Below are 14,594 nucleotides of genomic sequence, written 5' to 3'. Positions count from 1 at the left end.
TCTGGCGTTGGTCCCTCCTGATTCCTCAGGCCCGCCCTGTCCGGGTGTGCCGCCCGGTTTTGCGCTACTCGAAGCGGGTGACCGGAGCCACCCACTGGCCGGAAGAGATGCGCGCGAGGTCCGGCCCGGGTCCGGCTTCCACAATCAGAGCGCCTGGCTTGCGGAGGTCCATGAACTGAAAGCAGACGGGGAACTTGTCCCCTCGGGGAGTCACGGCCTCGGTGAAGCGGCCGTACACGCGCTCCTTCCCAACGATGAGCTGTCCCGAGAGGGTGGAGTTGACCGGCAGCTTCCCCGTGGTGTCCAGGGCCGTCGCGGAGACCGGGCCCCCGCGTATGGTGATGATGCTTTCTCCCAGGCTGGGGGCGGTGAGGGCGACGCCGATCTCGGTCTTGTAGCTCCCCGTCCTGCTGTAGACGCCCAGTTCCTCCATGGTCTTCACCGCCTCTGCCGGGCAATCAACGGGCTCAGGCGGGGGGCGCACCTGGGCACCGGGGCAACCGGAGAGCAGGGTACAGACAGCGGCCACCCCCGCCTTTGCGGCCGTGGAGCCCTTCGCTGGCGCCTGCTGTTTCTCGTCTCGCGGGGGAGGGGCGTTGCGTGCGGTCTTCACGCGCTTGCTGTCCTTTGGAAGCGTCGCGCTGGCGACGGGCGCAGGGTTTGCCGCCCCGGAGGGCGCTGCGTCCCCGCCACCTTCGGGCCGCTTCCACGGGGGCGCCACTTCCTGGCCACCTACCTCCAAGGTGATGGGGTAGAACTCCGGCAGTAGGGCCACCCGTGGTAGCCCCACGGGTGATGTGTCAGGTGCCATCAGCCACGTCAGCATTCCCACGAGGAGCACGAGGCCCGCCACGAACACCGCTCGCGGGGGAATCGTTTTCGGCCACCACGGCGTGGGGCGCGCGTGCTCCAGGGCCGGTGCCGGATGCGTGGACGGCTCGTGCGAGGCAGCCACCTCCGGGTGTGTCTCGCTAGCGGGTGGCGCGGCTTCGTCGGATGGCGGACGTGGTACATGCTTCTCCGCTTTCGGCCAGGGCTCACCCCGCCGGGGGTGGCGCCGCTCGTACTCCATGAGCCTGTTCAGCCGCGCCACTTGCTCCTCCGTCGACAGCGCCTCCTTTCGCCACGTGGTGGCCGCATCCGGGCCCCACGCCTCGCACAGCGCTACCTTCCATGTCTCGTCCGCCCCCCGCTTCACCTCCCGGAGTGCCGCGTGCAGCGTCGGCGCATCCGGGTAGCGCGCCCCCGGTTCCTTCTCCAGCAGTCGCAGGCACAGCTCCGACAGCGCCCTTGGCACGCGCGGGTTGCGCTCGTGCGGTGGCTCGGGCGCCTCGTGAAGAATCGCCCGCTCCGTCTCCACCGCGTTGCGCCCCTGGAAGGGGTACGTCGCCGTCAGCAGCTTGTAGGCCACCACTCCCACCGACCACAGGTCATCCAGTCCGCTGGCCTCGTGGTGCTCGCGCTCTCCGCGGTTGAAGCGCACGACCTCGGGGCACAGGTATTCCCGGCACCCGGGCACCTGGGGCCCCGTGATGCGCGGCGCTCCCGGATAGGTGGCCACGCCGAAGTCCACCAGCAGCGCGCGCCCGTCGGTCTCGCGCACCAGCACGTTGTCGCCCTTCACGTCTCGGTGGATGACTTTCATGGAGTGGGCCGCCGCCAGCTCTTGCGCCAGGTCCAGCAGCACGTCCACCACCTCCAGGGCGTTGGGGTTGTGGTGCCGGGCCCAGGTGTACAGCTCCCAGCCGGGCACGAAGTCCATGACGATGAACTGGAAGCGGGGCTGCTCCGGTGGCCACAGGCCATGGCCCCTCAGGCCCACCCCGCCCGATTCCTCCATGCGCACCATGGCGCCCAGCTCCCGCAGCGCCCACTCGGCCGCCTGGGGGAGATAGATGAACTTGACGGCGTAGGGCCGCCCGTCCCGCCAGGCCAGGTACACGGTGCCATAGCCGCCCTGTCCCAGGACGGACTCCAGGACGAGCCCGTCCACGAGGGTGCCCGGCGTGGGAAGCGCGGCGAGGAGCGCCTCATCGCTTCCCGCTTCCAGTGCCTCCAGCCGCGCCACCTTCCGCCGCCGCCTGTCCGTCGACCGCTCCGCTCCCATGCCCCCGTGCATGCGTGATGACCTCCGAGGTGGGGTAGCGTAGCACCACCCACTCCAGCCGCATGGGGATATCCCCCGGCCGTCCTGCGCGAACGCCAGGTGGAGCTCAGGGTCCAGGCACGGAAGGGCTCTCTCCGTGGGGCTCCGGTGAAGGGGCGCCGGGTGCTCGCGAGTCCCGCGCGGGTTCGAGCGGCAGTTCGACGGTGAAGACGGAGCCGGCTCCCGGCTGGCTCGCGACGTGGATGTCTCCGCCGAGCGCGCGGACGATGGCCCGCGAGATGTAGAGACCCAGCCCCAAGCCGCCGTACTGCCGGGTGGAGACCGCCCGCTCGAAGCGCTCGAAGATGCGCTCGAGGTCCTTGGATGCGATTCCGATGCCGTGGTCCCGGATGCTCCAGCGCGCCCTCCCGCCGGACGAGGCGACGTGGATTTCCACCGGCCGGCCCGCGCCGTACTTCAGCGCGTTGGTGACGAGGTTGGTGAGGACCTGCTCCAGGCGCATCCGGTCCCAGTGGCCCACGGTGGGCCCCTCGGTGGTGACGAGGAGCTGGCAGCCGGCGGTGCTGGCCTGCTCGGAGAAACGCTCGACCTGCTCCCGGGTCAGCTCCACCAGGTCCACCTCCTCCAGTTGCAGGCGGAGCCGGCTGGAGGTGAGGCGGGAGACGTCGAGCAGGTCATCGACGAGCTGGGACAGGCGCTTCACCTGTTTGAGCGCCTTGTCCACCTTCTGCAGCAGGCGGCTGGAGCCCGCTCCGCCGGTGCTGGCGGCCAGCGCGCGCTGGAGCGTCTGCAGGTGCAGGCGCAAGGGCGTGAGAGGGGTGTGCAGCTCGTGGGAGGCCACGCTGAGGAAGTCCTCGCGCAGGCGCACCGCCTCCTGGGACTGCTGGTAGAGCCGGGCGTTGTCCATGGCGACCGAGGCGCGCCGGGCGAGCTCCTCGGCGAGTGACAGCTCATGGGGGCCGTACTCGAAGCCCGGTGTGTCCGACACCAGCAGCATGGCCGCCAGCGTCTGCCCCCGTGCGGAGATCGGGAGGGCAATGGCGGTCCTCGCCCCGAGCCGCCGCAACATCTCCGGGTACTCCTCGTCGGCGTTGTCGGTGAGGAACAGGGCCTGGGTGGCCTCGGTCGCCAGGAGCGGCCTGCCGGTGCGCAGCACGTGCGCGGTGGGCTGGAGTGTGTTCCAGCTCGGCGGGTAGCGCTCCGTCAGCTCGCGCAACAGTTCCTTCCGGGCCAGGTCCTGGTGCACCTCGGCCGCGCGGTGGATCCGCCCCGTGTCGTCCACCCTGTCGATGACGCACCACTGGCCGAGCTGGGGCACGGCCAGCCGTGCCACGCGCTCCAGGGTGCTCGTCTCGTCGAGCAGCTCCGCCAGCTGCGTGCTCGCCTCGATGAGGACGCGCTGGGTCTCCTCGGCGCGCTTGCGCTCGGTGATGTCGATGAACGTCGAGACGCTGCCGACCGGCTTGCCGTCCTTGAGCATGGGGTACGTCCAGCGCTCCACCGGGAAGTACGTGCCGTCCTTGCGCCAGAGGATGTCGTCCGCGCTGTGGTAGTGGGTGCTGGTGATCAGCGCGTGGTGGATGGGGCACTCGCTCCGGGGGAAGGGCGTGCCGTCCTCGTGGGAGTGGTGCCACGTCGCGTGCGTCTCGCGGCCGAGCAGCTCGCTCGCGTTCGCATGGCCGAGCATCCGGACGGCGGCGCGGTTGACGAAGGTGCTGAGCCCGTTGAGTCCCACGCCGATGATGCCCTCCGCGGTCGAGTCGAGCAGCAGCCGGACGTGGGTTTCGCTCTCCTCGAGCTGGGACTGGGTCGTGCGCAGGCGATCGGCCATGTCGTTGAAGGCCTGGCACACCTGGGCGAGCTCGTCGCTCCCGGTGAGCCCGCAGCGCGCCTCCCAATCGCGTGCGGCGAAGCGCTGGGTGGCGGCGACCAGCTGGTCCACCCGGCGGGTGAGCACGAAGTGGAAGAAGAGCCAGAGCAGCCCCGCGAGTGCCGCGAGCAGGCCACTGCGCCGCATCACGTTCGCCCGCACCTGCGCCCGTGCCTGTGCCTTGAGGGGGGTGAGGTCCCGCTCGACGGTGAGCAGCCACGCCTTCGGAGGGGCGATCTGCCCGGAACTCGTGGGGCCCATCACCGAGTACCAGGCCACGATGGCCTGGCGGTCCGGGGTGACCTGGACGCTCGAGACGAGCTCTTCGCGGGCCCGGCGCAACGCGGGCTCCGCCTCAGGGGGGAACAGCTCGGGGTGGAGCTCCCGGGCCTGTTTCCCGATCTCCACGCGCCGGAGCGAGGCGAACACCTGGCCGGTGTCGTCGATGAGCAGCGCCCTCTTCACGTGCGTATCCGTACCGAGGCCGGCGATCTCCTCCTGGACCCGCTCGGACTCGTGCAGCCGCAGGAGGAGCTCCAGGTGGCCCTGTTTCTCGCTCACGAGCCGGGTGAGCGCCTGGATGGAGTCCTCCTCCACACGGAGGGAGGCGAGGTGAGAGTTCTGCCGCAGGTCGAGCAGGCCCAACGTGGCCGCGAAAAACAGCAACACCAGTGGGATGGTGATGCGCAGCGGGGGGATCGGGGGCAACCTGGGCGGGTGCCCTGGCCGGTTCCCGGCGCCGCTGCTCCGGGGACGCTTCATCACCGGCTCTCCTGGAGTGCCTCGAGGGGTCGCGCATCCAGCATCTGCTCGGGTTGCACCGGCTTTCGCAGCAGCCCTTCCTTCAGCATGAAACGCTGGAGTTGCCGCGCCGACGCGATGAGGGGCGAGGAGGGCCCCCGTAGCATGTCGAGATTGTCCTCCAGGGTGGGCAGCCGCAGCTTCTCCAGCATGGAGGCGAGCTCGGAGGGGCTCGTTCCGAGGCGGGGGCTCATCCGGGCCATCGCGTCGGCCGGGTGCTCCTCCAGATAGCGCCGGGCCTGGAGCCATCCCTGGAGCAGGTGCTGCACCTGCTCGGGGTTCTTCTCGAGGACGTCCTTGCGCACCACCAGCATGTCCACGATCTCTCCGGGGAGCTGTCTGCTGTCGAAGAGCTGGTGGGCTCCCGCGGCGCACAGCTTGTCCACGAAGGGCTCGTAGGTGACCACGGCGTCCACCTGTCCCGACTCATAGGCGCGCAGTTGCTGGTCGACGGGGGTCCGGACGATCTGGATGTCCGAGGGTTGCAGCCCCGCCTGCTCCAGGGCTCGGCCGAGCACGTAGATGCTCACCACCAGGTCTTCCACCGCCACCCGCTTGCCCCGGAGATCCTCCAGCCGCCGCAGCCCCGGACGCGCGACGATGGCATCCGCGCCTTGCGAATAGTCGATGATGAGCACCACCCGTGGCTCGAGGCCCTGTTGCTGGAGCTGGAGGGCGATATCGAATGTGACGAACACCGCATCGAGCATCCCATTGCGGAAGTCGCGGGTGGCCCTGCCCAGGGTGGTGTACTCCACCAGGCGGATCGAGCCGTCGTCGATATAGCCGAGGTCCCGCGCGAGGAAGGTGGGCTCGCTTCCTGGCCAGAGGATCGTGCCAACGCGCAGGGGCTCCTTCTCCTCGTGGGTGCAGGCCGAGACGACGAGGAGCAGGAGCAGACCGAACACCCGGGTGAGCTTTCGCACGGACCGTCTTCCTGTGGCGCCTCATCAAACGCTTGGGACGCGGCAGGACGACAGCAAGCCGTCCGGAGCGGACGCTTCGGGAAGCGGTGTCCTGGACGGAGGCTCCCGTCCAGGGTCTCAGGAGGCCGTGGGCTGACGCGAAGGACGCTGCCGCTCCACGGCGGCCTTGAGCTGGCCGCAGCCGGCGTCGATGTCGATGCCGCGGCGCTGGCGCACGGTGCTGGGCAGGCCGTAGCCGGCGAGGATGTCCTGGAAGGCGCGCACGGCGTCCGGGCCGCTGGGGCGCTCGCCGTAGCCCACGGTGGGGTTGAGGGGGATGAGGTTGACGTGCGCCTCCATCCCCTGGAGCAGCTGGCCCAGCGCGTGCGCCTGCTCGGGCGTGTCGTTCTGCCCGGCGATGAGCGCCCACTCATAGAAGATGCGGCGCTTGCGCTTGTCCGCGTAGTAGCGGCAGGCCTCCATCAGCTCGGCGAGGGACCACTTGCGCGCCGCGGGCACCAGCGCGCCGCGCTCCGCGTCCGTGGCCCCGTGCAGGCTGACGGCGAGCTGCACCGGCCGATCCTCGTCCGCGAGCCGCCGGATGCCGGGCACCACGCCCACGGTGCTCAGGGTGATGAAGCGCGGCGCCAGCGCCAGGCCCAGCTGGTCCACCAGGATGTCCACCGCCGCCATCGTGCCGTCGTAGTTGTGCAGGGGCTCGCCCATGCCCATCAGCACCACGTTGCGCAGCGACTCGTTCGTCTCGCGGAGGATGCGCGTGACGTGCAGCACCTGGCCGATGATCTCCCCGGGCGTCAGGTGGCGCACGAAGCCCATCTGCCCGGTGGCGCAGAAGACGCACCCCATGGCGCAGCCCGCCTGGGTGCTGAGACACACGGTGGCTCGGCCCTTGAAACGCATGAGGACCGTCTCCACCGTCTGCCCGTCTCGCAGCCGCAGCAGCAGCTTCCGGGTGAAGCCGTCGGAGCTGTGGACCTCGTGGTGGGTGACGGGCCGCTCCAGGTGGGTGCGCTCGCGCAGCGCCTGGAGCAGGTCCGGCCGCAGCCCGGTGAGGGCGTCGAAGGACTCCACCTGCTGGCGGTAGAGGGCCTCCCAGAGCAGGTCGCGGTAGTGGGCGCTGTAGCCCCAGCCGGCGAGCAGCTCGCCGAGGGCGGCTCGCGGCAAGTCGTACAGGTTGACCAGGGGGGTGGCGGGCGTGGGCTGCATCGTCATCGAGCGATAACACACCCCAGCCCGCGACTCATGGCCCTCGGGCGGCCAGGGGAGCGCGGGGGTGTCTCCTTCCTCCTCTTCTCTGGCGCGGAGGCCGGTCCGGCGGGCCTGGGGTGCCGTCCGGGCGAGCGCTCCTGGCTGCCTGGCCCGGGTTTGCTCCAGATTCGTGCACGGCTGCCTGGAGACTGGACAGTCAAGGGGGGGATGTGGGACCCGCCCGGGAGGTTTAAAGTCTCTGGGTGCGAATCGAGCAGCGGCGGGACGTACTGATTGTAGGTGGAGGAGCCAGCGGGACGCTGTTGGCAGCCCAACTCCTGCGGAATGCCCCGGGGCCCCTGCGGGTGGCCCTGCTGGAGCGGACGGGGCGTGTAGGTCCCGGCCTGGCCTACTCCACCGAGAGTGAGAGCCACCTGCTCAATGTCCCCGCCGGGCGGATGAGCGCCTTCCCGGACGAGCCCGAGCACTTCCTGCGATGGATTCGCCGCATCGAGCCGGACACCCAGCCGGGGGACTTCGTCCAGCGCAGGCGCTACGGCCAGTACCTGGAGGCGGTGCTGCGCGAAGCCCGGGAGGCGGCGGCGCCGGGGGTCGATCTGGAGCTGTTGACGGGCGAGGCCTCGTCCCTGTCCCAGGTGGGGGACGCTGTCCGGGTGGTGCTCGCCACCGGCCCGATGCTCGAGGCGCGCACGGTGGTGCTGGCGGTGGGCAATGCGCTCCCGGCCGATTTGCCGGTGGAGGACGGGGGGCTGTACCGGAGCTCCCGCTACATTCGCTCGCCCTGGGCCGAGGGAGCCCTCCAGCGCGTCCAGCCGCACCACTCGGTGCTGCTCGTCGGCACGGGGCTGACGATGGTGGACACGGTGCTCTCGCTGGCCGAGCGCAACCACGAGGGCCGTATCCACGCCATCTCCCGGCACGGGCTGCTGCCGCACGTGCATCGTCCCGGAGTCGTCGCCGGCCCGGCCGTGAGCCTCTCCGAGCCCCTCCGCGTCCGCTCCGTCCTGAGGGCGTTGCGCCGCGAGGCCCGGAGCATGCGTGAGGGCGCGGACTGGCGCGGCGTGGTGGACGCCCTGCGGCCCATGACGGCCTCGGTGTGGCGCGGCCTGCCGGAGCCCGAGCGGCGCCGCTTCCTCCGCCACCTGCGCTCCTTCTGGGATGTGCACCGCCACCGGATGGCTCCCGGGGTGTACGACGTCCTCCAGCAGCTCCGGATCGCCGGTGTGCTGCGCATCCACGCGGCCCGCGTGCGGAGCTTCCAGGTGACGGAGGAGGGATGGGTGATAGCGCGCGTCCGCGCCCGCGGCTTCGAGCGCGAGGCCACGTTCCGCGTCCAGCACGTCATCAACTGCACCGGCCCGGACGCCTCCATCGGCCGGGGGCACCCGCTGCTGCGCGGGCTGCTGGAGTCCGGGCTCGTCCGGTCGGATGCGCTGGGGCTCGGCCTGGCCACGGACGCCGAGGGCGCGCTGCTCGACGCCGAGGGCCAGCCGTCCGGCGTGCTCTTCACCCTGGGCCCTCTGCGCCGGGGTGACCTGTGGGAGAGCACGGCCATTCCGGAGATACGCGCGCAGGCGCTCGGTCTGGCACGGCGGCTGTTGGAGCAGCTCGCCTCGCGCTCCGATGCACCCGGGTCCGCGGTCTCCCACCCGCCGACCTTCCCCTAGGGGAGTGCCGCCATGGGACTCCAGATTCTCAAGGAGACGTTCGAGGCCGGAGAGTACGAGCGCTTCAGTCAGCGGCTCACCGAAAGCCTGGACGTGCTCCGGAGCCTGCTGGAGCGGCCAGGCTTCGGCGTGGGCCCGCGGACCATCGGCGCCGAGCTGGAGATGTTCCTGGTGGACGCCGCGGGCTACCCGCTGCCGGTGAACCGGCAGGTGCTGGGCCAGACGATGGACCCGCGGGTGACGGTGGAGATCGACCGGTTCAACCTCGAGGTGAACCTGCGGTATGGGCCCCTCGCGGGGCGGCCCTTCTCGGCGATGCGCTCCGAGTTCGAGAGCGCGCTGGCGGAGGTGCGGCGCGCGGCGGCCACGCAGGGAGCCCGGGTGGCGGTGATGGGCATCCTCCCCACGCTGCGCGAGGCGGACCTGGGCAGCGCGGCGCTGACGGGGCTGGCGCGCTACCGGGCGCTGTCGGCCGCCATCCGCCGCCGGCGCCACGAGTCCCTCAAGGTGCTCATCGGAGGAGAGGACTCGCTCACCCTGGAGTGGGATGACGTGACGCTGGAGGGCGCCAACACGTCCCTGCAGTACCACCTGCGCGTGGACCCGGCGGACTTCGCGCGGACGTACAACGCGTGTCAGCTCGCGACGGCGCCGGTGTTGGCGGTGAGCGCCAACTCGCCCTTCCTGCTGGGGCGGCGGCTGTGGGACGAGACGCGCGTGGCGCTCTTCCGGCAGGCGGTGGACGACCGGGGCGAGGCCCAGACGGAGGCTCCGCGCTCCGGGCGCGTCACCTTCGGGCATGGCTGGGCGCGCGAGGGTGCGCTGGAGTTGTTCGCCGAGTCGGTGGCGCTCTACCCACCGTTCCTGCCGGTGCTGGGGATGGAGGCGCCGCTGGAGTGTCTGGCCCGGGGAGGCCTGCCGCGGCTGGACGAGCTGCGGCTGCACCAGGGCACCGTGTGGAGCTGGAACCGCGCCATCTACGACCCGAGCGAAGGCGGCCACGTGCGCATCGAGATGCGCGCGCTGCCCGCGGGCCCCACGGTGCTGGACATGCTGGCCAACGGCGCGCTGCTGCTGGGCCTCACGCTGGGGCTGAGTGGCGAGGTGGAGTCGCTGCTGCCGGGGCTGCCCTTCGCCTGTGCCCGGGGCAACTTCCTGCGCGCGGCCAGGGAGGGCCTCGACGCGATGTTGCTGTGGCCCGAGCGCAACGCGCCCTCGCCCCGTCCCGTGCCCGCGGCCGCCCTGGTGGAGCGCCTGCTGCCCCTGGCCCGGGCGGGCCTGGTGGACGCTGGCGTGGACGCCGGGGAAGCGGACGGGCTCCTCTCCATTATCCAGGCCCGGTTACGCGCGGAGTGTACCGGGGCACGTTGGCAGCGGAAGATGTTGGCTCGGTTGGAAGCACACATGCCCCGGCCGGACGCACTGGGGGCCCTGCTGGAGCGTTATATGGCCCACGCCGCGTCTGGCAGGCCGGTCCACGAGTGGCCAGTGGACTGAAGTGGTCGTCAACCCGCTTCGAGGACTTGCCCCCAGGCCCTCACCTTTGCGACGCTTCATCCATCTTCATGCCCCTCGTTGCGTTGGTCTGCCCTGGTGAGTGAGCCTGTTGCTGCGAAGGTCCTCGTCGTCGAGGACAACCGGACGATGCTGGCCTTGATGCAGTACTACCTGAGCAAGGACTTCACGGTCTTCCTTGCCCGGTCCGCTGAAGAAGCGCTCGAAGTGCTTCAGCGGGAACAACTGCATGCGGTCGTGTCGGATCAAAACCTCGGGGACGGCCTGATGGGGGTAGACCTCCTCAAGCGTGTGTCCGAGCTTCAACCCCATGCCGCGCGCATTCTGGTGACGGCGTCCCAGAAGTTGGAGGACGCCCAGAAAGCCATCAATGAAGCGCGGGTGAACCACTTCCTCACGAAGCCGTTCACCGAACAGGAGTTGAAGAACACCGTGGGCCAGGCGGTCCACAATGCCGCCCTGGTCGCCATCCGCGACAAGATGGTGCAGGAGCTCAAGGAGCAGCTCGGGTTGCGGCCGGCCAAACCGGCGGCCGGTAAACCGGGCTCGCCCGCGAGCACCCGCGTCAAGACGGTGGAGCCCCAGAAGCCCGATGCCAAGGGCGCGGCGTCCCAGTCGCTCATCCCCGAGAGCGAGCGGCTGGCGTTCCGCGATGGCCTCACGGGCCTCTACAACCACCGCTACTTCCAGGAGGCCCTGAGCGCGGGCCTGCTGAGCGCGCGGCGCCGGGAGCAGAAGCTGGCGCTGGTGCTCGTGGACATCGACGGCTTCCGCCGCTTCAACCTCTCGCGCGGCTACGCCGAGGGGGACAAGATGCTGCGCCGGGTGTCCCAGGTGGTGACGGAGATGATGGAGGACCCCGTCACCCATGCCCGGAGCGACAACTCCTCGGAGATTGCCGCCCGGTACGACTGGGACGTATTCGGGGTCATCCTCTGCAACGCCGACGTGGAGCGGGCCCGCACATACGCGGAGAAGCTGCGCAAGGCGGTGGAGGAGATGGCGTTCCCGGAGGAAGAGGGCGTGGCGGGCGAGGTGACGGTGACGGCGTCGGTGGCCGTCTTCCCGGACCAGGCCCGCAACGAGCAGGAGCTGATCTCCGCCGCGGAGAAGGCGCTGCGCACGTCCAAGGCGAGCGGCCCCAACCGGGTGATGCTGGCCATCAAGTGACGTCTTCCCGCCCGGAGGCCTCCGGGCGGACAGAGGGGGGACCGGGAGTGATGCGGTCCCCTCCCTGAGAGGGCGGGCTCGAGGCCTCGAGCCGCCCGGGCACACGCCTCAGCGATCCGTGTTCACCTTGACGACCTTGGTGTCCGCGATGTGGTCGTGCAGGCAGCGGCGCTCCGAGGTGAAGATGAGGAGCGGATCCACGATGCCGAAGAGGCCGCAGGTGGCCATGTTGATGAACTCCGGCACCAGGTTGCGCAGCAGGACGAGCCGGCCGAGGTCGATCGGCTTGCCGTCGGTGCGCACCACCAGGATGCCCATCATGCGCTTGCCGATGCTCTGGCCCGTCGTGGAGATCAGGTGGAGCTGGTAGCCGAGCACCCCGAGGCTCCCCAGCATCCCCAGGATGGACAAGACGCCGACGATGGCGGCCTCATCTCCTCGCGACAGCACGCCGCCGAGAATGGATGTGACCAGGAAGGGGAGGAACACGGCGAGACGGTCCACGAGGACGGCCACGAAGCGCGCCCCTGGCTCGGCCAGTTGCTGCAGCATCGGGACGCAGCGGGCGCAGTAGTCCTGGCGGTCCTGCCCCACTCGGAGGCACAGGTCGCAGGCATAGCTGCCGCAGCGGGCGCAGATGGTGACGGCCGGGCGATCGGCGTGTTCGGCGCAGGATGCGCCCGGGCGTTGGGTGACGGAGGGGTCTGGCTGATACATGCCGCCCATGTTCGCAGCCCGGCCCCCGCGGCCTCAAGGGCTCATGCCCCGGGGTCCTCCTCGGTGCCCCGGCGCAGGCCGAGCATCCGGCGCAGCTCTCGGGCGGACTGCCGGCTCACCTCCACCGTGTGCCCCCGGGCGGTGCGCGCCAGGTAGCCGCCCGTCTCCAGCGGCTCCAGCCGGGTGACGTGGGCGAGGTTGAGCAGGGCGCGCCGGTGCACCCGGTAGAAGCCCTCGGTGGGCAGTCGGTCCACCAGCTCCTGCAGGGTGAAGTCGGTGAGGAAGTCGCCCTGCGTGGTGAAGACGGTGACGAGCTCGTCCTCGAGCGTGGCGTGGGAGATGGTGCCCGGGTCCACCAGGACGATGCCCTGGCGGGTGGGGATGGGCAGCCGGGCCAGGGGACGCGCGGCCTGCTCGGTGGCCGGGCCCTTCGCCGGCTCCGGCGTCCGGGACGCGAGCCGGGCGCGCACCCGCTCCAGTGCCTTCTGCAGGCGCGAGGCCTCCACGGGCTTGAGGACATAGTCCACCGCACCGTGCTCGAAGGCCTCCACCGCATGGTCGGCGTGGGCGGTGACGAAGATGACCTGGGGGCCTCCCGCGGGAAGCAGCGCGAGCGCGTCCATGCCACTGAGCCCGGGCATGTGGATGTCGAGCAGCACCACGTCCACGCCACCGGCCCGCACCTGCTCGAGCACGGCCTCGCCATCGGCGGCCTCTCCGCACACGGTGACGTCGGGGAAGGCCGCCAGCAGCCGCGTGAGGCGCTTGCGGGCCACGAGCTCATCGTCGGCGATGAGGATGCGCAGGGTGGGGTTCACGGCCCCAAGTGTAGGCGAGGGACAGTCAACGCTCCATGGGAAGCCCGCGTGCGAGCCGTTGCGCCCGGTTCCTATGCTCGCGCTCGAGCGCATGTGAACGGGGGACACACCATGAGGACGTTTTCCATCCAGCTGAAGCTGTGGCTCTTGCTGTCGCTGGCGACAGGCCTGCTCGTCGCTCTCTGGGGGTCGATGTACTGGATGAGCCGCCTCATCCAGCGCAGCAACGCGGCTGTCTCCGAACAGTTGGTGCTGGCCGAGCTGCTCGATGAGGGCGGCCACCTGCTCCAGCAACTCGACACGCCTGGCAACAACGTGCTCCAGAACTGGGACGCGGAAGGCGAGCAGGCGAAGTTCGACCAGTACGAGCGGGAGTTCACGCTCCACTTCCAGAAGCTCACGCTGGCGCTCGCGTCCTCCGACCCGGAGCTGGGGCAGGTCCTGGTACCGGTGACGAAGGAGGTCGCGGACATGACCGCGCATGCCCGCGCGGTCCTGGCCGCCGCTCGGGAGCGGGACGTGGCGAAGCGAGCCAGGAAACGCGCCGCCATCGAGTCCGCCACCACCCGGGCCGGACAGCAGATGGCGATGATGGACCAGTCGTTCATCCGTGCCGCCCAGCTCTTCCAGAAGGCGGAGGACGAGCAGCGCGACCACGTCCAGGCGCTCGTGTCCACCACGGCCCATTCCAGCGAACAACTGGTGTCCTGGACGCTCGGGGTGCTGCTCGTCTCGCTCGCCGTGCTCGGCGTGCTGGGCCGGACCACCGTGCGCTCCGTGGTTGGCTCGCTGCGGACGGCCTCGGGGGTGCTGACCGAAATCTCCCAGGGCAACCTGGTCCAACACGTCGAGGTCACATCGAAGGACGAGGTGGGCGTGTTGATGGGCGCCACGCGCGAGATGCTGAGCTACCTCTCGCGCATCATCGGGGAGATCCGCACCGGCTCCCAGGGCCTCGCGTCGGCCGCCAGCCAGCTCTCGGGGTCCTCCCAGGGCTTGTCGATGGGCACGCGCGAACAGGCCTCCTCGTTCGAGGAGTCCACCGTGAGCCTGTCCCAGATGCGCGCCTCCATCGAGCGAACCGCGAGCAACAGCCAGCGGATGGCGCTGATGGCGCTGCGCGGCGTGAAGGACGCCGAGGAGAGTGGCAGGGCCGTGGGAGAGGCGGTGGGCGCGATGAAGACGATCGTCGAGAAGATCTCCATCATCGACGAGATCGCCTACCAGACGCACATGCTGGCGCTCAATGCCGCCATCGAGGCGGCGCGGGCGGGAGAGAACGGCCGGGGCTTCGCCGTGGTGGCCGCCGAGGTGCGCAAGCTGGCCGAGCGCAGCCGGATGTCCGCTCGGGAGATTCTGGGCCTGGCGGACTCCAGCATGAAGGTCGCCGAACGGTCCGTGGCGCTCCTCGATGAGCTGGAGCCGTCCATCCGACAGACCGCCACACTCGCCCATGAGGTGGCGATCGAGTGCTCCGGTGAGTCCCAGGCGGTGATGCAGATCGACCAGGCGATGCGGCAGGTGGACCAGGTGGCCCAGAAGAGCGCGACGGTGGCCGAGGAACTCTCGGCAACAGCGGAGGAGGTGGCCGCGCAGGCCGAGACGCTGCGGCAACTCGTGGCGTTCTTCCGGGTGAGCGCGGACGATGAGTCATCCACCGTGCCGTTGCGTGGCCAGCGGTCCCTCTCGCTGGCGGCTCCCGGGCTCGTCGCGGGCATGGGAGCCGGTTCCCACGATAGGCTGGCGCGTTCACGAGGCACGGGCACCTGAGCGCTCCGGGCCTCATCCGATTGG

General features: G+C 70.4%; 10 protein-coding genes. 4 read left to right on the top strand and 6 right to left on the bottom strand.

All coding sequences use genetic code 11. From position 1 onward, the window contains the following. Positions 1 to 64 precede the first annotated feature (64 nt). From DAT35_RS19740 to rlmN, 4 genes are all read right to left on the bottom strand, one after another. The gene (locus DAT35_RS19740) at positions 65 to 2,119 is read right to left on the bottom strand and encodes a serine/threonine-protein kinase (protein WP_108068610.1); all 2,055 of its coding nucleotides are present in this window, start codon (positions 2,117 to 2,119) and stop codon (positions 65 to 67) included. Between the two features lie 94 nt (positions 2,120 to 2,213). Then, positions 2,214 to 4,739 carry an ATP-binding protein gene (locus DAT35_RS19735; protein ID WP_158501792.1) on the bottom strand — a complete coding sequence of 842 codons (2,526 nt, stop codon included), beginning with the start codon at positions 4,737 to 4,739 and terminating at the stop codon, positions 2,214 to 2,216. Further along, positions 4,739 to 5,704 carry an ABC transporter substrate-binding protein gene (locus DAT35_RS19730; RefSeq protein ID WP_108068900.1) on the bottom strand — a complete coding sequence of 322 codons (966 nt, stop codon included), beginning with the start codon at positions 5,702 to 5,704 and terminating at the stop codon, positions 4,739 to 4,741. The genes DAT35_RS19735 and DAT35_RS19730 overlap by 1 nt, the downstream gene beginning before the upstream one ends. A gap of 117 nt (positions 5,705 to 5,821) precedes the next feature. Continuing rightward, positions 5,822 to 6,910, bottom strand: coding sequence for a 23S rRNA (adenine(2503)-C(2))-methyltransferase RlmN (gene rlmN, locus DAT35_RS19725; RefSeq protein WP_108068899.1), 1,089 nt, complete (start codon positions 6,908 to 6,910; stop codon positions 5,822 to 5,824). Between the two features lie 245 nt (positions 6,911 to 7,155). Between rlmN and DAT35_RS19720 the strand changes: the two genes are divergently transcribed. From DAT35_RS19720 to DAT35_RS19710, 3 genes are all read left to right on the top strand, one after another. Beyond that, positions 7,156 to 8,580, top strand: a complete 1,425-nt coding sequence (locus DAT35_RS19720; RefSeq protein ID WP_108068608.1) for an FAD/NAD(P)-binding protein — start codon at positions 7,156 to 7,158, stop codon at positions 8,578 to 8,580. Positions 8,581 to 8,592: 12 nt separating this feature from the next. Next, positions 8,593 to 10,077: a glutamate--cysteine ligase gene (locus tag DAT35_RS19715; RefSeq protein ID WP_108068607.1), complete on the top strand. Its 1,485-nt coding sequence runs from the start codon at positions 8,593 to 8,595 to the stop codon at positions 10,075 to 10,077. A 96-nt stretch (positions 10,078 to 10,173) separates the two neighbouring features. Then, on the top strand, positions 10,174 to 11,265 hold the full coding sequence (locus DAT35_RS19710) for a diguanylate cyclase domain-containing protein (RefSeq protein WP_146209787.1): 1,092 nt from the start codon (positions 10,174 to 10,176) through the stop codon (positions 11,263 to 11,265). Positions 11,266 to 11,373: 108 nt separating this feature from the next. Here the strand turns inward: DAT35_RS19710 and DAT35_RS19705 are convergent, their stop codons facing one another. Beyond that, positions 11,374 to 11,982, bottom strand: coding sequence for an RDD family protein (locus tag DAT35_RS19705; RefSeq protein WP_233261581.1), 609 nt, complete (start codon positions 11,980 to 11,982; stop codon positions 11,374 to 11,376). 41 nt (positions 11,983 to 12,023) lie between these two features. After that, positions 12,024 to 12,800, bottom strand: coding sequence for a LytTR family DNA-binding domain-containing protein (locus DAT35_RS19700; protein WP_108068605.1), 777 nt, complete (start codon positions 12,798 to 12,800; stop codon positions 12,024 to 12,026). A 111-nt stretch (positions 12,801 to 12,911) separates the two neighbouring features. On the opposite strand from DAT35_RS19700, the gene DAT35_RS19695 reads away from it, so the two are divergent. Then, positions 12,912 to 14,570: a methyl-accepting chemotaxis protein gene (locus DAT35_RS19695; RefSeq protein WP_108068604.1), complete on the top strand. Its 1,659-nt coding sequence runs from the start codon at positions 12,912 to 12,914 to the stop codon at positions 14,568 to 14,570. The last annotated feature ends 24 nt before the right edge of the window (positions 14,571 to 14,594 follow it).

The sequence above is a fragment of the Vitiosangium sp. GDMCC 1.1324 genome, from assembly GCF_003044305.1.
GTDB lineage: Bacteria > Myxococcota > Myxococcia > Myxococcales > Myxococcaceae > Archangium.
Note: the sequence above shows the minus strand (reverse complement) of the source record. Positions and strands in the feature narration are given on the sequence as shown.

What these genes read in the sequence shown, in the direction of transcription:
- DAT35_RS19740 (WP_108068610.1), bottom strand. Translation starts at nt 2,119, where the DNA reads ATGCACGGGGGCATGGGAGCGGAGCGGTCGACGGACAGGCGGCGGCGG.
- DAT35_RS19735 (WP_158501792.1), bottom strand. Translation starts at nt 4,739, where the DNA reads ATGAAGCGTCCCCGGAGCAGCGGCGCCGGGAACCGGCCAGGGCACCCG.
- rlmN (WP_108068899.1), bottom strand. Translation starts at nt 6,910, where the DNA reads ATGCAGCCCACGCCCGCCACCCCCCTGGTCAACCTGTACGACTTGCCG.
- DAT35_RS19715 (WP_108068607.1), top strand. Translation starts at nt 8,593, where the DNA reads ATGGGACTCCAGATTCTCAAGGAGACGTTCGAGGCCGGAGAGTACGAG.
- DAT35_RS19705 (WP_233261581.1), bottom strand. Translation starts at nt 11,982, where the DNA reads ATGTATCAGCCAGACCCCTCCGTCACCCAACGCCCGGGCGCATCCTGC.
- DAT35_RS19695 (WP_108068604.1), top strand. Translation starts at nt 12,912, where the DNA reads ATGAGGACGTTTTCCATCCAGCTGAAGCTGTGGCTCTTGCTGTCGCTG.